26 protein-coding genes and 1 riboswitch are annotated in these 23203 nt (G+C 71.0%); of the genes, 2 read left to right on the forward strand and 24 right to left on the reverse strand.

Going from position 1 to position 23203, the window contains the following annotated elements:
- Positions 1-79: 79 nt before the first annotated feature.
- A riboswitch (TPP riboswitch) is annotated at positions 80-185 on the reverse strand.
- A 26-nt stretch (positions 186-211) separates the two neighbouring features.
- From rlmN to rpsB, 6 genes are all read right to left on the reverse strand, one after another.
- Positions 212-1318, reverse strand: coding sequence for a 23S rRNA (adenine(2503)-C(2))-methyltransferase RlmN (gene rlmN, locus OG440_RS10140; RefSeq protein WP_406006522.1), 1107 nt, complete (start codon positions 1316-1318; stop codon positions 212-214).
- 242 nt (positions 1319-1560) lie between these two features.
- A complete protein-coding gene (locus OG440_RS10145) occupies positions 1561-2742 on the reverse strand; it encodes a phosphatidate cytidylyltransferase (protein WP_406006523.1) in 1182 nt (393 codons plus the stop codon).
- Positions 2742-3299, reverse strand: coding sequence for a ribosome recycling factor (gene frr, locus OG440_RS10150; protein WP_355705153.1), 558 nt, complete (start codon positions 3297-3299; stop codon positions 2742-2744). The genes OG440_RS10145 and frr overlap by 1 nt, the downstream gene beginning before the upstream one ends.
- Positions 3300-3470: 171 nt before the next feature.
- Positions 3471-4229 (reverse strand): UMP kinase, encoded by a 759-nt coding sequence (gene pyrH / locus OG440_RS10155; RefSeq protein WP_406006524.1) that lies wholly within the window; start codon positions 4227-4229, stop codon positions 3471-3473.
- 185 nt (positions 4230-4414) lie between these two features.
- The gene (gene tsf, locus OG440_RS10160; RefSeq protein ID WP_406006525.1) at positions 4415-5251 is read right to left on the reverse strand and encodes a translation elongation factor Ts; all 837 of its coding nucleotides are present in this window, start codon (positions 5249-5251) and stop codon (positions 4415-4417) included.
- A 147-nt stretch (positions 5252-5398) separates the two neighbouring features.
- Positions 5399-6352, reverse strand: coding sequence for a 30S ribosomal protein S2 (rpsB, locus tag OG440_RS10165; protein WP_406006526.1), 954 nt, complete (start codon positions 6350-6352; stop codon positions 5399-5401).
- Positions 6353-6632: 280 nt separating this feature from the next.
- On the opposite strand from rpsB, the gene OG440_RS10170 reads away from it, so the two are divergent.
- Complete coding sequence (locus OG440_RS10170; protein WP_406006527.1) at positions 6633-7235, forward strand: murein hydrolase activator EnvC family protein; 603 nt, start codon at positions 6633-6635, stop codon at positions 7233-7235.
- 1 nt (position 7236) lies between these two features.
- Here the strand turns inward: OG440_RS10170 and OG440_RS10175 are convergent, their stop codons facing one another.
- From OG440_RS10175 to proS, 18 genes are all read right to left on the reverse strand, one after another.
- The gene (locus OG440_RS10175) at positions 7237-7794 is read right to left on the reverse strand and encodes a TetR/AcrR family transcriptional regulator (protein ID WP_406011308.1); all 558 of its coding nucleotides are present in this window, start codon (positions 7792-7794) and stop codon (positions 7237-7239) included.
- A 106-nt stretch (positions 7795-7900) separates the two neighbouring features.
- Positions 7901-8743, reverse strand: a complete 843-nt coding sequence (gene whiG, locus OG440_RS10180; RefSeq protein ID WP_406006528.1) for an RNA polymerase sigma factor WhiG — start codon at positions 8741-8743, stop codon at positions 7901-7903.
- Between the two features lie 264 nt (positions 8744-9007).
- Positions 9008-10168: a DNA-processing protein DprA gene (gene dprA / locus OG440_RS10185; protein WP_406006529.1), complete on the reverse strand. Its 1161-nt coding sequence runs from the start codon at positions 10166-10168 to the stop codon at positions 9008-9010.
- Entirely contained in the window at positions 10165-11790 is a 1626-nt protein-coding gene (locus OG440_RS10190) for a YifB family Mg chelatase-like AAA ATPase (RefSeq protein ID WP_406006530.1), read from the reverse strand. The genes dprA and OG440_RS10190 overlap by 4 nt, the downstream gene beginning before the upstream one ends.
- 1 nt (position 11791) lies before the next feature.
- Positions 11792-12169 carry a YraN family protein gene (locus tag OG440_RS10195; protein ID WP_406006531.1) on the reverse strand — a complete coding sequence of 126 codons (378 nt, stop codon included), beginning with the start codon at positions 12167-12169 and terminating at the stop codon, positions 11792-11794.
- 118 nt (positions 12170-12287) lie between these two features.
- Positions 12288-12596 carry a DUF2469 domain-containing protein gene (locus OG440_RS10200; RefSeq protein WP_005311352.1) on the reverse strand — a complete coding sequence of 103 codons (309 nt, stop codon included), beginning with the start codon at positions 12594-12596 and terminating at the stop codon, positions 12288-12290.
- A gap of 56 nt (positions 12597-12652) precedes the next feature.
- Complete coding sequence (locus tag OG440_RS10205; protein ID WP_406006532.1) at positions 12653-13189, reverse strand: NUDIX hydrolase; 537 nt, start codon at positions 13187-13189, stop codon at positions 12653-12655.
- A complete protein-coding gene (gene lepB, locus OG440_RS10210) occupies positions 13179-13955 on the reverse strand; it encodes a signal peptidase I (RefSeq protein ID WP_406006533.1) in 777 nt (258 codons plus the stop codon). The genes OG440_RS10205 and lepB (OG440_RS10210) overlap by 11 nt, the downstream gene beginning before the upstream one ends.
- A gap of 121 nt (positions 13956-14076) precedes the next feature.
- Positions 14077-15060 (reverse strand): signal peptidase I, encoded by a 984-nt coding sequence (lepB, locus tag OG440_RS10215; RefSeq protein ID WP_406006534.1) that lies wholly within the window; start codon positions 15058-15060, stop codon positions 14077-14079.
- On the reverse strand, positions 14948-16048 hold the full coding sequence (lepB, locus tag OG440_RS10220; protein ID WP_406006535.1) for a signal peptidase I: 1101 nt from the start codon (positions 16046-16048) through the stop codon (positions 14948-14950). Before lepB (OG440_RS10220) ends, lepB (OG440_RS10215) begins: the two co-directional genes overlap by 113 nt.
- Entirely contained in the window at positions 16041-16772 is a 732-nt protein-coding gene (lepB, locus tag OG440_RS10225) for a signal peptidase I (protein WP_406006536.1), read from the reverse strand. Before lepB (OG440_RS10225) ends, lepB (OG440_RS10220) begins: the two co-directional genes overlap by 8 nt.
- A gap of 45 nt (positions 16773-16817) precedes the next feature.
- Positions 16818-17168, reverse strand: coding sequence for a 50S ribosomal protein L19 (gene rplS, locus OG440_RS10230; RefSeq protein WP_023416775.1), 351 nt, complete (start codon positions 17166-17168; stop codon positions 16818-16820).
- A gap of 137 nt (positions 17169-17305) precedes the next feature.
- The gene (gene trmD / locus OG440_RS10235; RefSeq protein ID WP_406006537.1) at positions 17306-18139 is read right to left on the reverse strand and encodes a tRNA (guanosine(37)-N1)-methyltransferase TrmD; all 834 of its coding nucleotides are present in this window, start codon (positions 18137-18139) and stop codon (positions 17306-17308) included.
- Positions 18139-18765 (reverse strand): ribosome maturation factor RimM, encoded by a 627-nt coding sequence (gene rimM / locus OG440_RS10240; RefSeq protein ID WP_406006538.1) that lies wholly within the window; start codon positions 18763-18765, stop codon positions 18139-18141. The genes trmD and rimM overlap by 1 nt, the downstream gene beginning before the upstream one ends.
- Positions 18766-18870: 105 nt before the next feature.
- Entirely contained in the window at positions 18871-19110 is a 240-nt protein-coding gene (locus OG440_RS10245) for an RNA-binding protein (protein ID WP_003973401.1), read from the reverse strand.
- A gap of 5 nt (positions 19111-19115) precedes the next feature.
- Complete coding sequence (rpsP, locus tag OG440_RS10250; RefSeq protein WP_406006539.1) at positions 19116-19538, reverse strand: 30S ribosomal protein S16; 423 nt, start codon at positions 19536-19538, stop codon at positions 19116-19118.
- A gap of 286 nt (positions 19539-19824) precedes the next feature.
- Positions 19825-20421, reverse strand: coding sequence for a hypothetical protein (locus tag OG440_RS10255; RefSeq protein WP_406006540.1), 597 nt, complete (start codon positions 20419-20421; stop codon positions 19825-19827).
- A 261-nt stretch (positions 20422-20682) separates the two neighbouring features.
- Complete coding sequence (gene proS, locus OG440_RS10260) at positions 20683-22098, reverse strand: proline--tRNA ligase (protein ID WP_406006541.1); 1416 nt, start codon at positions 22096-22098, stop codon at positions 20683-20685.
- A 199-nt stretch (positions 22099-22297) separates the two neighbouring features.
- Between proS and OG440_RS10265 the strand changes: the two genes are divergently transcribed.
- Positions 22298-23179, forward strand: a complete 882-nt coding sequence (locus tag OG440_RS10265; protein ID WP_406006542.1) for an SAM-dependent methyltransferase — start codon at positions 22298-22300, stop codon at positions 23177-23179.
- The last annotated feature ends 24 nt before the right edge of the window (positions 23180-23203 follow it).

Below are 23203 nucleotides of genomic sequence, written 5' to 3' on the forward strand. Positions count from 1 at the left end.
TGGGGTTGACCAGGAAGAGACGCGGCCCTGCCCGGGCACCGGCGGAAGGTTCCGCCGGCGCCCGGGCAGGGCGCAACAGCTTGAGTGATGACCGAACTTCCTACCCAGAATGACCTGGGCAAGGTTCAGAGGGTCTGCGGACTCTCCCGCACTCTCAGCGCTGTGGCGCTCCCCTGTCGGAATATGAAGATGTACTGATACCGAGGTCAGACTACCGCTCGGTGGCAGCGAGCTGACCGCACGCCCCGTCGATCTCCTGACCACGGGTGTCCCGGACCGTCACGGGCACCCCGTGCGCGGCGATCGCCTCGACGAAGGCCTTCTCGTCCTCGGGCCGGGAGGCCGTCCACTTCGAACCCGGGGTCGGGTTGAGCGGGATGAGGTTGACGTGCACGGGCTTGCCGCGCAGCAGCCGCCCGAGCCGGTCACCACGCCAGGCCTGGTCGTTGATGTCGCGGATCAGCGCGTACTCGATGGACAGCCGGCGCCCGGACCGCTCGGTGTACTCGAACCCGGCGTCCAGCACCTCGCGCACCTTCCACCGCGTGTTCACGGGGACGAGGGTGTCGCGCAGCTCGTCGTCCGGCGCGTGCAGGGAGATCGCGAGCCGGCACTTGAAGCCCTCGTCGGAGAACCGGTGGATGGCCGGCACCAGCCCGACCGTCGACACGGTGATGCCCCGCTGCGAGAGGCCGAGTCCGTCCGGAGCCGGGTCGGTGAGCGCGCGGATGGCACCCACGACCCGCTTGTAGTTGGCGAGCGGCTCGCCCATCCCCATGAAGACGATGTTGGAGAGCCTGGCCGGCCCTCCGGGCACCTCACCGTCCCGCAGCGCCCGCATCCCGTCGACGATCTGGTGCACGATCTCGGCGGTGGACAGGTTCCGGTCCAGCCCCGCCTGCCCGGTCGCGCAGAACGGGCAGTTCATCCCGCACCCGGCCTGCGAACTGATGCACATCGTCACCCGGTCCGGGTAGCGCATCAGCACCGACTCCACGAGCGTGCCGTCGAACAGCCGCCACAGGGTCTTGCGGGTGGTCCCCGCGTCCGTCGACAGATGCCGCACGACCGACATCAGGTCCGGCAGCAGCGCCTCACGCAGCTTCTCGCGAGCACCGGCGGGGATGTCGGTCCACTCCGCCGGGTCGTGCGCATAGCGCGCGAAGTAGTGCTGCGCCAGCTGCTTGGCACGGAACGGCTTCTCCCCGATCTCCGCCACGACCTCCTTCCGCTCGGCGGGCGAGAGGTCGGCGAGATGCCGCGGCGGCTTCTTGGCTCCGCGGGGGGCGACGAAAGTAAGTTCTCCGGGCTTCGGCATAACCCTTCCAGTGTCGCAGATCAACTCGGGCAGCCCAGGCCACAGCAGGGTGGGGGCGGTCACTGGCGGGTGCCGTCCGTCAGCCCGGATCGGCCTCGCACGGTCCGGGAACGAGGTCTCCCGGATCCGACGGCCCGGCCACGGCCCGGCAGGGCACGGCACGGCACGGCACCAGCACGGCGACGGGCCCTCTCCCCGCATTCCGGGGAGAGGGCCCGTACGAGCCGGTGGTACCGGGTGGATCAGCCCGAGCCCACGAACAGGACGAGGAGCAGCCACACGACGGGGGCCGTGGGCAGCAGGGAGTCCAGGCGGTCCATGATGCCCCCGTGGCCGGGGAGCAGCGTGCCCATGTCCTTGATGCCCAGGTCCCGCTTGATCATCGACTCGCCCAGGTCGCCGAGCGTGGCGCTGGCCGCGACGGCCAGGCCGAGCAGCAGACCCTGCCACCAGGTGCCGTCGTCGATCACGAACTGCATCAGCAGCGCGCCGGCGACCATCGCGAACGACACCGCGCCGAGCAGGCCCTCGCGGGTCTTGCCCGGGCTGATGCGCGGGGCGAGCTTGGTCTTGCCGAAGCGCCAGCCGACGGCGTAGGCGCCCGTGTCGCTGACGACCGTCAGGAGCAGGAACGTCATGACGCGGAAGGCTCCGTCGTCGGCGGTGAGCATCAGGGCGACGAACGTGGCCAGGAACGGGACGTAGAAGGCCGCGAAGACGCCGGCGGTGACGTCCTTGAGGTAGCCCTCCGGCGGCTCGGTCATCCGCCAGACCAGCACCGCGAGGGCGGTGAGGGCCATGGCGACCCAGGCGCCCTCGGGACCGCGCACGTAGCCGGCGACGACCATGGCCGCCCCGCCGACCGCGAGCGGCACGAGCGGCGCCTTGATGCCCTTGCGCTCCTGGAGCCTGCTGGTCAGCTCCCACAGGCCGACGACCACGGCGACCGCTATCACGCCGATGAACACGGCCTTGACGACGAACAGCGACGCGATGATCACCACACCGAGCCCGACCCCGACCCCTATGGCCGCGCCCAGGTCTCGGCCCGCACTCTTCTTCTGGGGTGCGGGCGCCGGGTGAGGGGCGTCGGGCATGGGCTCCGGATTCTGCGGCACCGCCGCGTAGGGCTGTGCCGTCGGTGTGTCGTGGCCGTGGGCGGCGTCGCCGTACGGCTGGTTGCCGTAGGGCCGGTTGGAGAACAAGGGGCCGCCCGGCCGAGCGGCCCCCCGGTCGTCATCCTGGTTTCCGCCGTGCGCGGGGACGTCGGGGACGATGGGCATGGGGCGAGTCTGCTGCGCCTCAGGCGCATCGTACGCGGGACCCGCCGGGGCGGCCCCCTGGACAGGCCCCTGGTCGACGGGCCCCCAGTACCCGGCCCGCGACCCGGCGTGTGGCGGTGAGCCCCAGGAAGAGTCGTTCATCAGACCTCGAGCAGCTCCGCTTCCTTGTGCTTCAGGAGCTCGTCCACCTGGGCGACGTACTTCGCGGTGGTGTCGTCGAGTTCCTTCTCGGCACGGCGGCCCTCGTCCTCGCCGACCTCGCCGTCCTTGATCATCTTGTCGATCGCGTCCTTGGCCTTGCGGCGGACCGCGCGGATGGACACCTTGGCGTCCTCGCCCTTGCCCTTGGCGACCTTGATGTAGTCGCGGCGGCGCTCCTCGGTCAGCTCGGGGAACACCACTCGGATGATGTTGCCGTCGTTGCTCGGGTTGACGCCCAGGTCGGAGTCGCGGATCGCCTGCTCGATGTTGCGCAGGGCGGTCTTGTCGAACGGGGTCACCACCGCCATGCGCGGCTCCGGCACGGAGAACGAGGCCAGCTGGTTGATCGGCGTCGGTGCGCCGTAGTAGTCGGCAACGATCTTGTTGAACATCGCCGGGTGCGCACGGCCGGTGCGGATCGCGGCGAAGTCCTCCTTGGCGACCACGACGGCCTTCTCCATCTTCTCCTCGGCCTCGAGGAGGGTCTCTTCGATCACCACTTGCTCCTGCGTGTCTTGAGTAGGCCCGGCTGCGGTTCCTTGCGGAGGCGGGCCGGCTGCGTCGCGTCTTGTTCCTGCACGGTTCCCGACCGGCAGGACATTGTCCATCCCCCGGCCACGCCCCGTCCCCCGGTCAGGTGTTGTCGTACGAAACCGGGGGTCTTCCGGTCAGGCCCGGCTGCCTTGCTCACCCACAAGCGTGCCGATCTTCTCACCCTTCACGGCGCGAGCGATATTGCCCTCGGTCAGAAGCTCGAAGACGAGGATCGGGAGCTTGTTGTCGCGGCACAGCGTGATCGCGGTCATGTCGGCGACCTTCAGGTCGCGGGTGATGACCTCGCCGTAGCCGAGGGCGTCGAATTTGACGGCCGCCGGGTTGGTCTTCGGGTCGGAGTCGTAGACGCCGTCCACGCCGTTCTTGCCCATCAGCAGCGCCTCGGCGTCGATCTCCAGGGCGCGCTGGGCGGCGGTGGTGTCGGTGGAGAAGTACGGCATGCCCATACCGGCACCGAAGATGACCACACGGCCCTTCTCCAGGTGCCGCACGGCACGCAGCGGGATGTACGGCTCGGCGACCTGGCCCATGGTGATGGCGGTCTGCACGCGGCTGTCGATGCCCTCCTTCTCCAGGAAGTCCTGGAGGGCGAGGCAGTTCATGACCGTGCCGAGCATGCCCATGTAGTCCGAGCGGGCTCGGTCCATGCCGCGCTGCTGGAGCTCGGCGCCGCGGAAGAAGTTGCCGCCGCCGATGACGACCGCGATCTCGGCGCCGTCACGGACGACGGCGGCGATCTCACGGGCGATCTTGTGCACCACGTCGGGGTCCACGCCCAGGCCCCCGCCACCGGAGAACGCCTCCCCGGACAGCTTCAGCATGAACCGGCCGCGTAGTGTGCCGTCGTCGCTCTTCTGGGCCTTGGTGGTCATGGGAGATCCCGCCTCTTTCACGTGGTGCACATGCGAAGAAGGCCATTGCCGGTGGGGTGTTCCAACCCGTGCGCGGCAATGGCCTCCTCGTCAGATCTGCTGTCGTCCGCCACGCACGCGCGTGACGGCGTACCGGACGACTGCGTCCGACCCTATCGGGCCGGCGCGTCGATCGCGGCACGGACTCAGATGCCGACCTTGATGCGCGTGAAGCGCTTCAGGGTGACACCGGCCTCGTCCAGGACCTTCTGGACGGACTTCTTGTTGTCCAGCGCGTACGGCTGGCCGAGCAGCGTGGCGTCCTTGAAGAAGCCGTTGAGGCGACCCTCGACGATCTTCGGCAGGGCGGCCTCGGGCTTGCCCTCGGCGCGGGTGGTCTCCTCGGCGACGCGGCGCTCGGTCTCGACGACCTCGGCCGGCACGTCGTCCTTGGAGAGGTACTTCGGCGCGAAGGCGGCGATGTGCTGGGCGATGCCCTTGGCGACGTCGGCGTTCGGCTTGTCCAGCTCGACGAGGACACCGATCTGCGGGGGCAGGTCGGGCATCGTGCGGTGCATGTACGCGGTCACGAAGCCGTCGGCGAACTGCGCGAAGCGGTCCAGCACGATCTTCTCGCCGAGGTTGGCGTTGGCCTCGTCCACGAACGCCTGGACGGTCTTGCCGGCCTCGATCTCGGACGCGAGGAGCGCCTCGAGGTCGGCCGGGGAGGTCTTGACGACGTGCTCGGCGATCGCGTTGGCGACGGCCTGGAACTTCTCGCCCTTGGCGACGAAGTCCGTCTCGCACTTCAGCTCGACGAGGACGCCGGAGGAGTTGTCGTCGGCGATGATCGAGACCACGGCGCCGTTCTCGGCGGAGCGGCCCTCACGCTTGGCGACGCCCTTCTGGCCCTTGATCCGGAGCGCCTCGACGGCCTTGTCGACGCTGCCCTCGGCCTCGTCGAGCGCCTTCTTGCAGTCCATCATGCCGGCGCCGGTGAGCTCACGGAGCTTCTTGACGTCAGCGGCGGTGTAGTTCGCCATGATCTGTGAATCTCTCTCGGAGTTCGAAGTCTCGAAGATCGGGGGGACTGTGGGTGAACGGCGGGCGGTGCGCTGGGCACCTCCCGCCGTCACTTCGTCCCTAGGGCCGTACGGACGGACTGGCGCCCGTACGGCCTACGGCCTGACTCAGGCCTGCTCGCCCTCGGCGGCCGGAGCGGCCTCGGCGGCGGGAGCCTCGGCAGCGGGGGCCTCGGCCTCAGCGGCCGGAGCCTCGGCAGCGGGGGCCTCGGCAGCGGCGGCCGGAGCCTCGGCGGCGGGGGCCTCGGCAGCGGCGTCGGCCGGCTTCTCCGCGGCGTCGTCGGCCTTCTTCTCGCCCTCGAGCAGGTCGCGCTCCCACGCGGCCAGCGGCTCGCCGGCGGCCTTGTCGCCCTTGTCGCCGGTGGCGACGCCGGAACGGGAGATGAGGCCCTCGGCGACGGCGTCGGCGATCACGCGGGTGAGCAGGGTGACGGAGCGGATCGCGTCGTCGTTGCCCGGGATCTTGTAGTCGACCTCGTCGGGGTCACAGTTGGTGTCGAGGATGGCGACGACCGGGATGTTGAGCTTCCGGGCCTCGCCGACCGCGATGTGCTCCTTCTTGGTGTCCACGATCCAGACGGCGCTGGGCACCTTGGACATCTCGCGGATACCACCGAGGGTCTTCTCGAGCTTGGCCTTCTCACGCGAGAGGACCAGGAGCTCCTTCTTCGTCAGACCCGAGGCGGCGACGTCCTCGAAGTCGATGAGCTCGAGCTCCTTGAGGCGCTGCAGGCGCTTGTAGACGGTCGAGAAGTTGGTGAGCATGCCGCCCAGCCAGCGCTGGTTGACGTAGGGCATGCCGACGCGGGTGGCCTGCTCCGCGATGGCCTCCTGCGCCTGCTTCTTCGTACCGACGAACATGACCGTGCCGCCGTGGGCGACGGTCTCCTTGACGAACTCGTAGGCGCGGTCGATGTACGACAGCGACTGGAGCAGGTCGATGATGTAGATGCCGTTGCGCTCGGTGAAGATGAAGCGCTTCATCTTCGGGTTCCAGCGACGGGTCTGGTGACCGAAGTGGACGCCGCTTTCCAGCAGCTCCCGCATCGTGACGACGGCCATGGCCGTTCTCCTTGGGTTTCTCGGTTGTGCCGCGGGGACCGGACGGCTCCCGCGCCTGACGCCCGCGGTGCGCCGAGCCACGAAGGACCGAGGGGCGCGGATACCGGAGAACCGACCGTGGCCGGCCCCTGATACCGGGGCGTGCGAAGTCGACCCGGTGACCCGGATCGCCAGAAGAAGTGTACGGGACCGGCGGGGTCCCGGGTGACGCCGCTGTCCACAACCACCGGGTGGTCCACAGGTCCCGGCACCGGCCGCGGGGACGCGGGACGGTGGCGCCATGCACGCACAGCGATTCACGGCACTGCTGCCGGTCCTGTCGATCATGACCGTGGCCACGGTGGCCTGGGCGGGCCCGCGGGTCGCACCGGCGGCCCGGGCGCTCCCCGCGCCGCCCGTCCCCGCGGTCGGCCGGGTCTGGCCGGTGGGCACCCGTCCGACGGTCCTACGCGCCTTCGAGCCCCCGGCGAGCCCGTACGCCCGAGGACACCGGGGTGTCGACCTGGCGGCGCCGCCGGGCGCTCCGGTACGGGCGGTGGCGGCCGGACGGGTGTCCTTCGCGGGCCGGGTGGCGGGCCGGGGCGTCGTCTCGGTGGAACTGTCGGCGACCGGCGTACCGCCCCTGCGGACCACGTACGAGCCGGTACGGGCGTCGGTGCGCAAGGGGGACGAGGTGGCCCCGGGCCAGGTCGTCGGCACGGTGGAGCCGGCGACGGTGGGGCCGGCGAGGGCCCCGGCGGGCTCGCACTGCGCCCGCACGTGTGTGCACTGGGGGCTGCTGAACGGCAGGACCTATCTGGACCCGCTGTCACTGCTCCCCCCGTGGCTGCGGCGGAGCGGCCCGTCCCGGCTGCTGCCGGTGTTCGGGGTCCCCCTGCCGTGAGTCAGCCCCGGACGCCCCGCAGCACCATTCCCACCGCGGCCTCCGTGATCGCCGCGGGATGCTCGGCGGCCCCCAGCTCGATCCGCCGCACCGCCGCGTCCACGACACCCTGCAACAGCATGGCCGCCAGCCGGGGCTCCGTGTGCCCCAGCTCCGCCAGCGCCGCCCCGATCATCGCCACGAGCCCGCCGTGCGCCGCCCGGATCTTCTCCCGGGCCCCCGCGTCCAGCTCGCTCGCCGAGATCGCCACGACGGCCCGGTGCCGCCGGTCCCCCACCAGGGCGAGCTGCCGCCGCACATAGGCCTCGACCTTGGCCTCGGCTCCGTCGGCCGCGGCCATGGCAGCCTCGACCTCGGCCGCCCACACGGGGAAGTCGACCTCGCACAGCTCCTCGACCACGGCGGCCCGTGACCGGAAGTACTCGTACACGGACGAGCGCGCGAGGCCCGTGCGCTCGGCGAGGGCCGGGAAGGTCAGCGCCTCCGTCCCGCCCTCGGACAGCAGGGAGCGTGCCGCGTCCAGCAGGGCGGCACGCTGCATCGACCGGTGCTCGGCCACGGAGGCCGCTCGAATCCTTGGCACGCCGACCACTCTACGGACGCTCCACCCCCGGCGGGAGGGGATCCGCCCGCACGTGCGTCCCCGGCCGGCCCGTCCGGCCCGTTCAGCGGCCGAAGCTCGCCAGTTTCGCGCGCAGCTGGAGGACGGACTTGGTGTGGATCTGGCTGACCCTGCTCTCGGTCACGCCCAGCACGTTCCCGATCTCGGCGAGCGTCAGGCCCTCGTAGTAGTAGAGCGTGACGACCGTCTTCTCCCGGTCGGGCAGTGTGTTGATCGCCCGCGCGAGGAACCGCCTGAGCTCGCGGTCCTCGGCCACCTCCACGGGGTTGTCCGCGGCGGTGTCCTCCAGCGTGTCCATGAAGCTGAGGCCGTCCCCGTCCTCGCCTCCGACGTGCAGCAGCTCCTCCAGCGCCACCACGTTGGCCAGCGACAACTGGCTGAACACGGCGTGCAGGTCGTCCACCGCGATGCCCAGCTCGGCGGCCACCTCGCACTCCGACGGCGTCCGCCGCAGCCGCGCCTCCAGCGTCGCGTAGGCGCGCTCGACGTTGCGGGCCTTCTGCCGCACCGATCGCGGGATCCAGTCCAGCGCCCGGAGCTCGTCGATCATCGCGCCCCGGATCCGGGTGATCGCGTAGGTCTCGAACTTGATCTCCCGTCCGATGTCGAACTTCTCGATCGCGTCGATCAGCCCGAAGACCCCGGACGAGACGAAGTCGGCCTGCTCCACATTGGGCGGCAGACCGACGCTCACCCGGCCCGCCACGTACTTCACCAGCGGTGAGTAGTGCAGGATCAGCTGCTCCCGCAGCCGTTCGTCCCCCGTCGCCTTGTACGACCGCCACAGCTCGTCGAGTGTCGAGGGAGCGGGCGGCCGCACGCTGCCGCCGTCACGGGCGGCTGGGGTGATCGCCGCCCGGTCGGACCCGGAGGTGTGCTGGGGCATTCGTCGCCTTGTGCCGTTCTGCCGTGAAGTGCGTGAGGTGGGTACCGCGTGGTGCAGTGGTGCCGGTCTGTGCCGGAATCCTCGTGAGCGTAGCGTGACTGGACTGTCGCGGTGCGCGAAGTATGTGCCCCGACCGGTACGCAGATACGTTCCGCTGGGCGCCCTCCGGGGTCACGGCGGTCACCCCGGTCGACTCCCGGGGCGGGTCAACTGCCGGAATCCCCAAGGCTTTCGGTGTTCCCCCGGACGGCCGAACACCCCGGGTCAACACGGCCGGGTACCCCCTCGAACGGAAACCACCGCCTGGCGTGTCAACTTCCAGCCGTCGCCGTGTCGTTCGACGTAGCCGAGTGCTCTGAGTTCGTACAGCCTCGCGATCGCGTCGTCCGGCGTGGTCCGGGCCTCGCGGGCGACCTCGCCGACCGCCGCGGGTCTGCGGGCGGGCAGCGCGGCCAGGACCCGCCGGGCCGCCGGCTCCAGCAGGTCGCGCGGCAGCGCGGGGCCACGCCGGTCGGGGGCCAGCTCACCCATGTCACCGACCAGCTCGACGACCTCGGCGGCGTCCGTGACCAGCACGGCCTCTCCCCGCAGCAGCTCGTGCACACCGGCGGAGAGCCCGCTCGTGGCGGGTCCCGGTACCCCCATCGTGTACCGGCCCAGCCGCTGGGCCGCCCGAGCGGTGACCAGCGACCCGCTGCGGTAGGCGGCCTCGACGACGACCGTGCCCCGGGTGAGCGCGGCGATCACCCGGTTGCGCAGGATGAACCTGGTCGGGGTCGGATGGTCGCCGGGCGGCAGCTCGCCGATCACCAGCCCCTGTTCGGCGATCCGGTTGATCAACGCCGTGTGGCCGCGCGGGTAGGGCTGGTCGACCCCGCAGGCGAGGACGGCGACGGTGGCGCCGCCCGCGCCCAGGGCGCCCCGGTGGGCGGCGCCGTCCACTCCGTAGGCGCCGCCCGACACCACCACCCAGCCCTGTTCGGCGAGGCCGGCGGAGAGGGTGGCGGCCATGTGGGCGCCGTACTCGGTGCAGGCGCGGGCGCCGACGACGGCGACCGACCGCAGCGCCCACATCCGCAGGCTGGGCCGCCCCCGCACCCAGAGCCCGAGCGGCCGGGCGTCCCCGAGTTCGTCCAGCGTCCCCGGCCACTCGGCGTCTCCCGGGCAGACGAACCGCATCCCGGCCTCCCGGGCGAGGGCCAGGTCCCGCTCCGGTTCGGCCTGCCCGGCCCGCGCCCGCAGGCCGGCCCAGCGCCGGGCGGTCACCCCCGGCAGCGGCTCGCCGTCGTCCCGCAGCCGACGCACCACCTCCGGGATGCCCCGCTCCCGCACCCACTGGCCGCCCACCTCGTCGCCGGGTTCGAGGACCCGCCCGAGGAAGACCCGGGCGAGCCGGTCCCCGGCGGGTTCGCCGCCGCCGTTCACGTCAGCGCCCCGAGGGCCATCGGCACACCGCGCGGTACCCCCGTGCGCAACTGGAGGGCCAGGTTCACGTCCATCGTGTCGGGCCGGTCGTGGCCGACCAGGTCGGCGACGGTCCAGGCGACGCGCAGGACCCGGTCGAGCCCCCGGGCGGTCAGCACTCCCCGCTCCAGGCTGCGCTCCGCCTCGTCCATGGCACCGATCGCGGCATGCCAGCGGTTACGCAGTTCCCGCCCCGGCACCTCGCTGTTGGTCCGCCACGGAGTGCCCGCCAGCCGGGCCGCCGCACGTTCCCTCGCGGCCCGGACCCGGTCGGCGACTACCGACGTCGACTCACCCCCGGGACCGCGGTGCGCGAGCTGGGCCCGGCTGACCGGATCGACCTCGACGCGCAGGTCGACCCGGTCGAGCAGCGGACCGGAGAGCCGCGCCTGGTAGCGGCGGATCGCCGAGGGCGGGCATTCGCACTGGGTGTCGCGCTGCGAGAAGCGGCCGCACGGGCAGGGGTTCGCCGCGAGGACCATCAGGAACCGCGCCGGGAACCGCACCACTCCGGCGCTGCGGGCGATCACCACATGCCCGGCCTCCAGGGGCTGGCGCAGGGCGTCGAGGGCGTGGCTGCCGAACTCCGGGGTCTCGTCGAGGAAGAGCACTCCCCGATGGGCCAGCGAGACGGCGCCGGGCCGGGCGAACCCGGCCCCGCCCCCGACCAGCGACTGCATCGTGGCCGAGTGGTGCGGGGCGCAGTAGGGGGCCACGTCGATGAGGGGCTTGCCCGGCGGCAGCAGCCCGGCCACCGAGTGGACCGCGGTGACCTCCAGCGATTCCTGCCTGCTCAGCCGGGGCAGCACGGCCGGCAGCCGCTCCGCGAGCATGGTCTTGCCGGTCCCGGGCGGCCCTTCCAGGAAGAGATGGTGTCCGCCGGCCGCGGCCACCTCCACCGCGGTCCGCGCCGAGCTCTGTCCGATCACGTCCGCGAGGTCGTGCTCCTGGTCCGGATGGGCGGCGCCGATGCCGTGCATCCCGGTGGCCGCGCCCGTGCCCGGCATCCGCAGGCCGGCCAGAAGCGGATCCGGGCGGCCCGCCTCGTCCGGTTCCTCGTCGGGAACCGGCTCGTCGGCGAGGATCGCGATCAGCTGACGGAGGCTGCGCACCCCGAGCACGGACACGCCGGGGACCAGTGCCGCCTCGGCGGCGGCGCACTCCGGCACGACCACCTGCTCGTATCCGGCCTCGGCCGCGGCCAGCACGGCGGGCAGGATGCCCCGGACCGGGCGCACCCGTCCGTCCAGGCCGAGCTCTCCGATCATGACGATGTCGGCGAGCACCCGCGGATCGATGCGTTCGGCCGCGCCGAGCACGGCGCTGGCGATGGCCAGGTCGAAGCCGCTGCCGCCCTTGGGCACCGAGGCGGGGCTGAGTCCGACGGTGAGTTTCTTCTGCGGCCAGTCCCCGCCCGAGTTCACCACCGCCGCCCGCACCCGGTCCCGGCTCTCGGTCAGGCTCTTGTCCGGCAGCCCGACCAGCGTGAACGCAGCCACTCCCGGTTCGAGGTCGGCCTGCACCTCGACGACGACCCCTTCGACGCCCACCAGCGCCACCGAGCACGTACGCGCGAAGCCCATCTCAGGCCACCCCCCGCGCGTGCTCGACGACGGCCGCCCCGCGGCGGGGCAGGACGACGCCGACCAGATCGACGCGCACGCCGCCCGGCGGGGCTCCCCCGTGCGCCTGGATCCACCGCTCGGCCAGGCCGCGCAGGCGCTCGGCCTTCTCCGGTGTCACCGACGCCATCGGGTGCTGGAAGCCACCGCCGCTGCGGGTCTTCACCTCGCAGACGACCAGGACGTCGCCGTCCCTCGCGACGATGTCGATCTCACCGGTCCTGCCGCAGCGCCAGTTGCGCTCCAGGACCGTCATCCCGGCCTCGACCAGCCGTCGTGCGGCCAGTTCCTCGCCGTACCTGCCGAGTGCGCCTCGGGCCAGATCCACGTTCGTGTTCATGTGGGCACCACCTCCGGCACCCACGCTCACGCATCCGCCGCCACGAAAAGGATCTCGGTGGACATCCCGGCGACTGTGGAAAACCCCGTCACCCGCACGAGCGCTTCCCTGCGGGGGGTCAGCTCCCCGGGAGCTCCAGATCGCTCTTGTTGAGCTCCTCGATGTTCACGTCCTTGAACGTGAGCACGCGCACCTGCTTCACGAACCGGGCCGGCCGGTACATGTCCCACACCCAGGCGTCCGCCATCGACACCTCGAAGAACACCTCACCCTGAACCGAGTGCACCTGCATCTCGTAGTCGTTGGTGAGGTAGAAACGTCGCTCGGTCTCGATCACGTATTTGAACAGACCGACGACATCGCGGTACTCCCGGTAGAGCTTCAGCTCCATCTCGGTCTCGTACTTCTCGAGGTCCTCGGCGCTCATGGCATGTTCCCCTTCAGCCGTGCGATCTCCCCATTGTGCGCCAGTCCCGTGCGCCTCTAGACGATTTCCGTCTCCAGGGTCACGGGTCCGGCCGGAGGACCTTCGTCGAGCAGCCTGCGCAGCAGCTCGGCGAGTCTGGTCGGATACACCGTCTCATGGGCCCGGGTCAGTTCCTGACACGTCCACCAACGCGCTCCGGCGACGCTGCGCCGCTCCAGCTCGGTCAGGGCCGTGGCCCGGGTCGCCGTCACCGTGGTACGGGCCAGGAAGTACCACTCGTCCTGGTCCCAGCGCCGGCCCGCGAACGGGAAGGAACACCTCCGCCGCCACAGCACCGGGCCGAGCTCGACCTCGCTGATGCCGGTCTCCTCGACGAGTTCCCGCAGAGCCGCCTCCTCAAGGGTCTCGTCGCCCTCCACGCCGCCACCGGGGGTGAACCACCAGCTGTCGGACGGGTCGTCCGGCTCATGACCGTGCAGCAGCAGGATGCGGTCCCGGGGGTCGAGGAGGATCACCCGGGCGACCTTGCGCAGTCCGCCCTCGTACGAGCCGAGGCCGGCGCCCGTCGGGTCGTCCGTGGTCTCAGCGGGCACCGGCCGCCTCCGGCCGGGCGCGGCGGCCGGACGTCCGCTTGGCGATCGGGCCGTACGCCGCGCCGCCGAGGACCAGCACACCACCGGCGACGATCATCCAGCCGAGCGTGCCCAGCGGACCCGGCTGGGAGAGGGCGCCGAGCGTCTTGAAGCCCGTGGGGCGCTCCAGCATGCCGTTCATGGGCCAGACGACGGCGTCGACCCGGGCCTTGACGGCGCTGCGGGCGACCGTGCCCTGGGCCGCGTCGGTGAGGTGGGCGGTGGAGTCCAGGGAGCCCTCCCGCTCGTCGCCGAGCAGGAACAGCCGGCCGTCCGGCACCTTCACGGTCGGGATGTTCTTGTTCTCGGCCAGGCTGCCCGCGGGCAGATACGGTTCCTCGATCTGCTTGCCGTTGACGGTCAGCTTGCCGTCGGTGCAGCAGGAGACCGTGTCGCCACCGACCGCGACGACCCGCTTGACCACGGGCGCGTTGCTCGCCCAGGTCTTGTCGGTGAAGACGACGACGTCCCCGCGCCGCACCTCGTCGCCGTCGACGCGCTGGGCCAGCACACGGTCGCCGGCGGTGATCGTCGGGCTCATGGAACTGGTGGGCACGGTGTACGGCCGGTAGATCAGCGCTCCCCATCCGAATCCCACGAGGAACAGCACGAGGCCCAGCGCGACGGCCAGGCCGGACAGACGCTGTCCGGTCCGGCTGCCCACCGGGCCACTGCTGGTGCCACCGCCGCTGTGCGGGGCCGTACGCGTAGTGCTCTCGCCACCCATGGATCCGCACCCTACCCGGCGGTACCGAACCGGGTCAGCCCCTCTTCCCCGGTCTTCCCGAGCCGTGGTCGCAAGCTTGGGAAAGGGTTTGCCGAGGGGCGGCCGCGCGGAAGCCGGAAGGTCAGCGGAGCGCGGAGTCCTCCGTGCGCCGACGACGCCACAGGACCACCGGGACGGCGCCGACGAGGGCGAGGCCCTGCGGGGCGACCGTGAGGGCCGCGGATCCCGCGGCCTGGGTGTTCAGACCGTCCTGGCCGAAGGTGTCCGGCACCGGCAGCGTGCCCCAGCGGGTGATCGGCCAGGCCTTGACGACGGCACGGCCGACGACCTGGTCGACGGGCACCATGCCGTGGTTCTTGTCCGACTGGTTGTACCGCGAGTCGCGGGAGTTCTGGCGGTGGTCGCCCATGACCCAGATGAAGCCCTTGGGGACCTTCACGGTGAACTGGCCGCCCTGGTCGTCCTGGCTGCACGGGGTGTTGCCGGCGTAGACGTAGTCCGACTCGTTGAGCGCCTTGCCGTTGACCGTGAGCGGACCCGTGCCCTTGCAGGAGACGGTGTCGCCGCCGACGCCGATGACCCGCTTGATCAGGTCCTTCTCCTCGGCGGACGGCATCAGGCCGATCCAGCTGAGGACGGTCTGGAAGGCGTTCGGGTCGACGGTGGCCTCGCCCGCCAGCCAGTTGTCGGGGTCGTGGAAGACGACGACCTCGCCGCGCTCCGGCTCGGAACCGAACCACGGGGTCAGCTTGTCGACGAGGACCCGGTCACCCTCCTTGAGGGTGTTCTCCATCGAGGCGGACGGGATGGAGAACGCCTGCACCAGGAACGTCTTGATCAGCAGCGCGAGGACGAGCGCGATACCGATCAGGATCGGCAGCTCCTTCCAGAAGGAGCGGGGCTTCTTCTGCTTCGGGGCCCGGCCGCCGGACCCTTCGCCGCCGGTCCGGGGCGGCTCGTCCGCAGGCGGGCCTTCGCCGCCCGCGGCCGGGTCATTCCCGGGAGTCACGGCGCTGTCGGAAGCCGGGTCGGCGGCTTCCACCGGATGACCGCGGTGCTCCTCGCCGTCGTGCCCGGACCGTGCGCCAACCGCCACATCCCCCACGCCAACTCCTCACTCTGTGCCGCTGCCTGCCCCACGTACGGCGCAGGCCCACCACTCCCATAACGAGCGGGAGTTCCGCAGGGCTCGGGAGTTGACCGACCGATCCGTTCGGATCGCCGGGGGCAACCCTATGCGACAGCTGGGCGGACGCGGTCGCCGTGGCTGCCGAGCCGGTGACGGACGCGAAAGTTTGCGGTTCCTTGAGACGGACCCAGTGCCCCAGCGGCCAGGCGATGACCATGGCCCGCCCCACCACCTCGTCCTCCGAGACGGTGCCGCCGTAGTCGGTGTTCTGGTGGGCCCGGGAGTCGGCGGAGTTGGCCCGGTGGTCGCCCATGACCCACAACCGCCCCTGGGGGACGGTGATGTCGAACGACGTGCTGGAGGGGTCGTTGCCGGGGTACAGATACGCCCCCTCCTCCAGGGGCACGCCGTTGACGGTGACCCGCCCCTGCGTGTCACAGCACACGACGCGGTCGCCGCCCACCCCGACCACCCGCTTGATGAGATCCTTCTCGTCGTCGGACGGCAGCAGGCCGATGAAGGTGAGCCCCTCCTTGAGCTGCTTGACGACGACGGGGTCTTCCTTCTTCGTGGTCGTCTGCTCGTCGTCGAGCCAGCCGCCGGGGTCCTTGAAGACGACGACGTCCCCGCGCTCGGGCTTGGAGCCGAACCACGGGGTGAACTTGTCGACCAGGACCCGGTCGCCGATCCGGATCGTCTGCTCCATGGAGCCGGACGGGATCACGAAGGCCTGCACGAGGAAGGTCTTCAGCACCAGGGCTATCAGGACGGCGACACCGACCAGCAGCGGTATCTCGCGGACGGCCGAGCGCCTGCGCTTGCGCTTGACCTTGCGCTGGAGCTTGCGCCGCTCCGCGCGCGTGCGGCCGCCGGCCGAGCCGGAGGTGGTGCGCCGGGCGCCGGTGGGCAGCAGGTTCTCCGCGGCGCTGGTGGGGATGGAGCGCGGCCTGCCGCGGTTACCCATGGGCACCCTCAGCGCCGGGCACGCGCGCGTAGGCGCTCGGGCGGGACAGGCGGGTGAGGTGCGCGTACGGCCACAGGATCCAGTCGGCACGGCCGATGACGCGGTCGACGGGGATCATGCCGCCGCCCGGTGAACCGAGGTGGTCCCGGGAGTCGCGGGAGTGACTGCGGTGGTCGCCGAGGACGAACAGGGTGCCCTCCGGCACGACCACGTCGAAGTCCACCGTGGACGCACCGTCGCCGGGATACAGGAACGTCGACTCGTCGACCGACCGGCCGTTCACCTTGATCCTCCCCTCCTTGTCGCAGCAGACCACGTGGTCTCCCCCTACACCCACGACGCGCTTGATGTAGTCGAAGTTCCCGAAGTACCCGGTGCCGTCGAACACGACGACATCGCCGCGCCGCGGCTCGGCATCGAAACGGTACGCCAACTTATTTACGAGAACGCGGTCACCGATCCTCAATCCGTTTTCCATGGATCCGCTCGGAATCTGGAATGGTTGCGCAACGAACGCGTTGAGAACCAGCAAAAACAGCAGGCAGATCAGCAACGTCAGACTGATCCGGCCGCCCGGGAGCCACTCCGTGATCCGCCCCGCCAACGCGAAACGCGACCGTCCCTCCGGCGCCTCCCCCTTCGGGGTCTCCTGGGAGACGTCCGCGGGAACGGGAGGGTGGGAGGAGCGGTCGCGCTCCGTCGTCGGCTGACCTTCGGTGTCCATCGGGGCCAGATGCTATCCGGCCGCTCTATGAACCCCTCGGTGCAGTCAGTTGTCGCGCTTCTCCTTGATCTTCGCGGCCTTGCCGCGCAGCTCGCGCAGGTAGTAGAGCTTCGCGCGACGCACGTCACCGCGGGTGACGAGCTCGATCTTCTCGACGATCGGGGTGTGCACGGGGAAGGTGCGCTCGACGCCGACGGAGAAGGAGACCTTGCGGACCGTGAAGGTCTCGCGGACGCCGGCGCCCTGGCGGCGGATGACTACGCCCTTGAACTGCTGCACACGGGAGCGGTTGCCCTCGATGACGCGGACGTGGACGTTGACGGTGTCACCCGGGCGGAAGGCCGGGACGTCGGTACGCAGCGACGCGGCGTCGACGGAGTCGAGAAGGTGAGACATTTCGTCTGCTTTCTTCGCTGATGCCACAGGTCATCAACGGAACTAGATGTTCGAGGATTGAGTGCCGTGTGCCCGTCGAGGCGGGCGTCGTGTCCCCCTGCGGCAGGGGCGCACACCGGACGGCGCACAACAGCGACCTATTCTTCCACGCCGTCGGTCCTGCGCCAAAATCGACCGTACGGCGCACCCTCCGGGTCGGGCGCCCAGCCCAGGATGGAGAGCATCTCCCGGTCCTTCTTGTCGAAGGTCTTCGGCTCGCAGCGCTCGATCAGGTCGGGCCGGTTGGCCGTCGTGCGCCGCAGGGCCTCGTCGCGGCGCCAGCGGGCGATCCTGCCGTGGTGGCCGCTGAGCAGCACCTCGGGGATCTCCCGGCCGCGCCAGGCGGGCGGCTTGGTGTAGACGGGCCCCTCCAGGAGGCTGGCCATGGCGCCGGGGGCGAAGGAGTCGTCGCGGTGGGACTCGGCGTTGCCCAGCACGCCGGGCAGGAGCCGCGCCACGGCCTCGGTGACGACCAGGACGGCGGCCTCCCCGCCGGCCAGGACGTAGTCGCCGATGGAGACCTCGTAGACCGGGATCCGGGTGGCGTACTCGTCGACGACCCGCCGGTCGATGCCTTCGTAGCGGGCCGGGGTGAAGATCAGCCAGGGGCGCTCGGAGAGCTCGACCGCGAGCTCCTGCGTGAAGGGCCGGCCGCTGGGGGTCGGGACGACGATCGCGGGCGCGTGCGAGCCCCGCTCGTAGCCGTCGGCCAGGACGGTGTCGAGGGCGTCGCCCCAGGGGCCGGTCTTCATGACCATGCCGGGTCCGCCGCCGTAGGGGGTGTCGTCGACCGTGTTGTGCCGGTCGTACGTCCACTCCCGCAGGTCGTGTACCTGCACGTCGAGCCGCCCACGCGCGCGTGCCTTGCCGACGAGGGAGACGTTCAGCGGGTCGAGGTACTCGGGGAAGATCGTGAGAACGTCGAGGCGCATTACGGCCGGTCCCCGTCCGCGTCCCCGGCCTCGCCCTGGTCCCCGGCCTCGCCGTCGTCACCGGCGTCGCCGTCGTCACCCTCGCCGTCGTCGTCGCGCGAGGACGCGATCTCGGCACGGTCGTCGATCAGACCGGGCGGCGGGTCGATGACGGCCCGCTGCTCCTCGAGGTCGATCTCGGTGACGATCGACTCGACGAACGGGATCATCACCTCGCTGCCGTCGGGCCGCTCGACGATGAAGAGGTCCTGGGAGGGCAGGTGCGAGATCTCGGTGATCCGGCCGACCTCCTCGCCGTCCTTGGTGACCACGTCCAGGTCCATCAGCTGGTGGTCGTAGTACTCGTCCTCCTCCTCGGGCAGCTCCTCGGGATCGACGTCGGCGATCAGGAGGGTGTTGCGCAGGGCCTCGGCCGCGGTGCGGTCACGCACCCCCTCGAAGCGCAGGAGGAGACGGCCGCTGTGGACGCGGCCGGTCTCGATGGTCAGCGGGCCGGTCGAGGCCGGGTCCGTGGTCAGGACGGCGCCGGGCGCGAGCCGCTGCTCGGGCTCGTCCGTGCGTACCTCGACGGTGACCTCGCCCTTGATGCCGTGGGCGCGGCCGATCCGCGCGACTACGAGCTGCACTTCTGAAGATCTCCTGTCGTACCTGTCGTCACGACTGCCGTAACGACTACGGGCCGGGGACGGCCCAGTGGCCCTCCCCGGCCCGAGCCGGTGCTGCGAAACGCGTCAGCGGACGTGATCCACGTCGACGAGGTCGACGCGGACGCCACGGCCGCCGATGGCGCCCACGACGGTGCGCAGTGCGCGTGCGGTGCGGCCGTTGCGACCGATCACCTTGCCGAGGTCGTCCGGGTGGACCCGGACCTCGAGCACGCGCCCGCGGCGCAGGTTGCGCGAGGCGACCTGCACATCGTCGGGGTTGTCGACGATGCCCTTCACGAGGTGCTCAAGCGCCTCTTCGAGCATGCTGCTCAGGCCTCGGTCGGCTCAGAGGACTCGGCGGCAGCCTCGTCCTTCTTCTCAGCCTTCTTCTTCTGGGTGATGGCCTCACCCTTGCCCGAGTCGTCGCCACCGAGGGCCTCGAACAGCGGGCGGGCCTTCTTCGGCTCGGCGACGAGCAGCGGCGCCGGGGCGGGCTCGCCCTTGAACTTCTGCCAGTCGCCGGTCTTCTTCAGAATGGCGAGCACGGGCTCGGTCGGCTGCGCGCCGACACCCAGCCAGTAGGCCACGCGGTCGGCGTCGACCTCCATGACCGACGGGTTGTACGTCGGCTGGTACTTGCCGATCTCCTCGATCGCACGACCGTCACGACGGGTACGGGAGTCGGCGACGACGATGCGGTAGTGAGGCGCGCGGATCTTGCCCAGACGCTTCAGCTTGATCTTGACTGCCACGGAAGTGGTGTCTCCTGGTCTTGACGTGGTTGGGCACGGCGAGATTGCCGCGTGGGGTTGCGGTACCCGAGTGCCCGATGGACGCGTCAGCCGGAGGAGAGAGGGGTCCTATGCGACTGTCGAGTACAGCTAGCCATTGTGCCACACCACGCGGGCCCCTTTCGGCCGCGGGTGGGTTCCGGGCATGCGGCGGAAACGCCCGGCGCTCGCGGGGCGCCGCCTTCGACGGCGCCCCGCACCACGCTGAACCGGCAGCCACGAGATGCCGGTGCACGACGGCAAGTGCCTAGGCCGCGCCCGCGATCTCCGGGATGCGGAACGGCTTGCCGCAGCCCCCGCACACGATCGGCGCCTGGGCCAGGACCGACGGCACGACGCGCACGTTGCGGCCGCAGTCGCAGACGGCCTTGACGCGGACGCCGCCGCCGGAGGAGCCGTGCCGGGCCGCCGGCCCGCGGAAGGTACGGGTGGTGTCGGCGGAGGTGGCCACCAGGTGGGCTTTGAGGGCCCGCTGGAGCCGCTCGATCGTCGGGCGGTAGCGCCGCTTGGCCTCCGGGTTGAGCGTGACCAGGGAGAAACCGCTGCTCGGGTGCGGTTCCTCGGGGTGGTCCAGTCCGAGTTCCTCGGCGATCGCAAGGAATCTGCGGTTGTGGTAGCGGCCGGCACGGGAGGTGTCGCGCACGCCGCGGGCGGCGGCGATGCCATGGACTGCCTCGTGAAGCAGTCGCTCGAAGGAGAGCTCGTGACCGCAGGCGGACGACGACTCCCCGATCAGGGACTCTGGCGCGGCAAGATCCGGCAGTTCGGGGTGGTACCGCTGAATGTCGGCCCACGCCTCTGCCAGTTCTGCGGCGAGAACAGGTGGTGTCTGTGTCGTGCTCACGTAATGACAACGAGCGGGGGTGCCCCTGTGTTCCTATTCCGGGCCATCCCAAATAATTTGCACGTACCCGTCAGTTGCCGCTGATGCGTCCTGACGAGGGCGGGTGCGCTGATCTGCGGAGAAGCCTCACAGCTCCTACCAAGCTGGTGCGTAGGCCCACGTACGACCCGGCGCGTAGACGACGTCCGCGCGCCGGGGTGGGGATGTTCCGCAGGGGCGCAAGAGGCGTTTCGGTCGCTCTCGCGAGCGGAGGGCGTTGCCTCAGTAAGCGCGCGCGACGATCGCGACGTTACCGGGGGCGTCCCCGTCGTCCGGCACCGACCCGTCCTCCGCGAGCAGACACCGTACGGTCAGCGACCGCTCGGCCAGCTCGGCCTCGCCCTCTTCGCCGAGGGTCGCCCACGGGATGCGCGCCCAGCCGCCGGCGACGGCCGCCTCGGCCGCCTCCTCGATCGTCGAGACGTCCGTGGTGCGGGACTCTCGGCGCTCGCGGGACTGCCGCAGCAACAGCGCCTGGTCCTCCTCGAGGACGGCGGGCAGCAGGCCGACGAGCGCGTCGACCGCCACCGGCTCCTTGCCTCCCGGAATGCGCCGGGCCAGCATCGCGGTGCCGTTCTCCAGGTCACGGGGTCCGATCTCGACGCGGACGGGCACGCCCTTGAGCTCCCAGTCGACCGCGCGCCGCCCGAAGGGGACGTCGGTGCGGTCGTCGACCCGGACGCGGAGTCCCGCCGCCTTCAGCCGGTCGCCCAGCTCGCGGACCTTGGCCAGAACCGCCTCGTCGCCCTTGACCGCGAGGACGACGACCTGGACGTGTGCCAGCCGGGGCGGCACCCGCAGCCCGTCGTCGTCGCCGTGGGTCATCACCAGGGCGCCGATCATGCGGGTCGTCGAACCCCAGGAGGTCTGCCAGACCAGCTCCCGGGTGCCCTCCTTCGAGAGGTAGCGGGTGTCGAAGGCCTTGGCGAAGTTCTGGCCCAGCTCATGGCTGGTGACCATCTGGAGGGCCTTGCCGTCGCCCATCATGCTCTCGAGGGTGAGGGTGTTGACGGCGCCCGCGAAGCGCTCCTTGACCGTCTTGCGGCCGGAGACGAAGTCGATCGCGAGGACGTTCTCCAGGAAGTCGCCGTAGACCTCGCGCTGGATGCGCGCGGCGAAGTCGCGGGCCTCCTCGTAGGTGGCGTGCGCGGTGTGCCCCTCCTGCCAGAGGAACTCGGACGTCCGCAGGAAGAGGCGGGGCCGCAGCTCCCAACGGACCACGTTGGCCCACTGGTTGATCAGCAGCGGCAGGTCGCGGTAGCTCTGCACCCACTTGGAGAAGTACTCGTTGACGATGGTCTCGGAGGTGGGCCGGACGACCGCCGGCTCCTCCAGCTCCTTGCCCCCGCCGTGCGTCACGACGGCCAACTCGGGGGCGAATCCCTCGACATGGTCCGCCTCGCGGGTGAGGTAGGACTGCGGGATCAGCAGCGGGAAGTACGCGTTCTCGGTGCCCGTCTCCTTGATGCGGGCGTCCATCTCCGCCTGCATCCGCTCCCACAGTCCGTAACCGTACGGTCGGATGACCATGGTGCCCCGCACCGGTCCGTTGTCGGCCAGTTCAGCCTTGCCGATCAGATCCTGGTACCAGCGCGGGAAGTCGTCCGCCCGCGGGGTGAGAACGGGAGCCTGTGCCATGGCGAGATGGTACGGCCCCGAGTTGCCGGAATGTGAATTCTCGCCACAGGCACAGCCGGCGTACAAGCAGGGGCCCGAGACCCCTGGACGCCGCCGCGTACGGGGAGTTACCTGGCATACGGGGGAAGTGCGGGCGCACTGCACGGGGGCCACTTGATCGGTTACTGCGGCAACTCTCGGCGGATTGGGGCGCTTATCCATGACACCTACGCTCGTGCGGCAGCACCTGCCACTCGCGGGGCCCACGCCCCACGCGGACCCGGGTGCACGCGCGCGTGACTGGTCGGAGATCCAGGAGCGGATGCTGGTCCCGCTCTACGAGGCCGTCTACGAGCGACTGGACGTGGGGCCCGGCACCAGGCTCCTCGCGCTGGGCTGCGGATCCGGGCTCGCCCTGGTGATGGCGGCCGCCAGAGGCGCGGCGGCACTCACCGGTGTCGAACCCGCCTCCCCGGAACGGCTGGCCCTCGCGCGCGAACGCCTGCTGCCGAGGGAGACCGGGGAGCGGGCCGCGGACGCGCGGCGGGACGGCGGCGGCACCCGCCTCACCGACCGGTTACCGACGAACACGGCCGGGCCGGGCACGCGCGCGTACGACCTGGTGACCGCGTTCGAGCCGATCGGATGTCTCGCGGGCGACGCGGACGGGCTCGGCGGCCTGCTCTCGGCCACGACGCCGCTCGCCGTGCGCGGGGCGGCCGTGGTGCTCGTCGGCTGGGGCCCACCGGAACGCTGCGCCACGGCGGCGGTGCTGCGGGTCGCGGCCAAGCTGGCCGATCCGCTGCGCGGCGGCACGGTCCGGCTGCGTCCGACGCTGCGTGACGACCTGGAGGAGGTCGCCGGACGGGCCGGCCTGAAGCCGGACGGGTCGGGGCGGGTGGCCTGCCCCTTCGGGTACGCCGACGTGGAGAGCGCTCTGCGGGGCCTGCTGTCCACCGGGCTGTTCGACGCGGCGGTCGCGGCGACGGACCAGGCGCAGGTCGACAAGGAACTGACCGAGGCGCTGCACCCGTACCGGCGCCCGGACGGGACGGTGTGGATGCCGAACGTGTTCCGGTACCTGATCGCGCGGACCCCCTGAGGTTCCCGCGTCCCCGAGGACCAC

The sequence above is a fragment of the Streptomyces sp. NBC_00637 genome (genome assembly GCF_045161545.1).
Taxonomy (GTDB): domain Bacteria; phylum Actinomycetota; class Actinomycetes; order Streptomycetales; family Streptomycetaceae; genus Streptomyces.

Excerpts from the sequence above, each read along its gene's own strand:
- lepB (WP_406006536.1), bottom strand. The coding sequence starts at position 16,772 with ATGGACACCGAAGGTCAGCCGACGACGGAGCGCGACCGCTCCTCCCAC.
- OG440_RS10170 (WP_406006527.1), top strand. The coding sequence starts at position 6,633 with ATGCACGCACAGCGATTCACGGCACTGCTGCCGGTCCTGTCGATCATG.
- OG440_RS10145 (WP_406006523.1), bottom strand. The coding sequence starts at position 2,742 with ATGAACGACTCTTCCTGGGGCTCACCGCCACACGCCGGGTCGCGGGCC.
- OG440_RS10265 (WP_406006542.1), top strand. The coding sequence starts at position 22,298 with ATGACACCTACGCTCGTGCGGCAGCACCTGCCACTCGCGGGGCCCACG.
- OG440_RS10245 (WP_003973401.1), bottom strand. The coding sequence starts at position 19,110 with ATGCTCGAAGAGGCGCTTGAGCACCTCGTGAAGGGCATCGTCGACAAC.
- OG440_RS10190 (WP_406006530.1), bottom strand. The coding sequence starts at position 11,790 with ATGGGCTTCGCGCGTACGTGCTCGGTGGCGCTGGTGGGCGTCGAAGGG.
- rpsB (WP_406006526.1), bottom strand. The coding sequence starts at position 6,352 with ATGGCCGTCGTCACGATGCGGGAGCTGCTGGAAAGCGGCGTCCACTTC.
- lepB (WP_406006535.1), bottom strand. The coding sequence starts at position 16,048 with ATGGGTAACCGCGGCAGGCCGCGCTCCATCCCCACCAGCGCCGCGGAG.
- OG440_RS10200 (WP_005311352.1), bottom strand. The coding sequence starts at position 12,596 with ATGAGCGCCGAGGACCTCGAGAAGTACGAGACCGAGATGGAGCTGAAG.
- lepB (WP_406006533.1), bottom strand. The coding sequence starts at position 13,955 with ATGGGTGGCGAGAGCACTACGCGTACGGCCCCGCACAGCGGCGGTGGC.
- trmD (WP_406006537.1), bottom strand. The coding sequence starts at position 18,139 with ATGCGCCTCGACGTTCTCACGATCTTCCCCGAGTACCTCGACCCGCTG.
- pyrH (WP_406006524.1), bottom strand. The coding sequence starts at position 4,229 with ATGACCACCAAGGCCCAGAAGAGCGACGACGGCACACTACGCGGCCGG.
- OG440_RS10195 (WP_406006531.1), bottom strand. The coding sequence starts at position 12,169 with ATGAACACGAACGTGGATCTGGCCCGAGGCGCACTCGGCAGGTACGGC.
- tsf (WP_406006525.1), bottom strand. The coding sequence starts at position 5,251 with ATGGCGAACTACACCGCCGCTGACGTCAAGAAGCTCCGTGAGCTCACC.
- rlmN (WP_406006522.1), bottom strand. The coding sequence starts at position 1,318 with ATGCCGAAGCCCGGAGAACTTACTTTCGTCGCCCCCCGCGGAGCCAAG.
- rplS (WP_023416775.1), bottom strand. The coding sequence starts at position 17,168 with ATGTCTCACCTTCTCGACTCCGTCGACGCCGCGTCGCTGCGTACCGAC.
- whiG (WP_406006528.1), bottom strand. The coding sequence starts at position 8,743 with ATGCCCCAGCACACCTCCGGGTCCGACCGGGCGGCGATCACCCCAGCC.
- proS (WP_406006541.1), bottom strand. The coding sequence starts at position 22,098 with ATGGCACAGGCTCCCGTTCTCACCCCGCGGGCGGACGACTTCCCGCGC.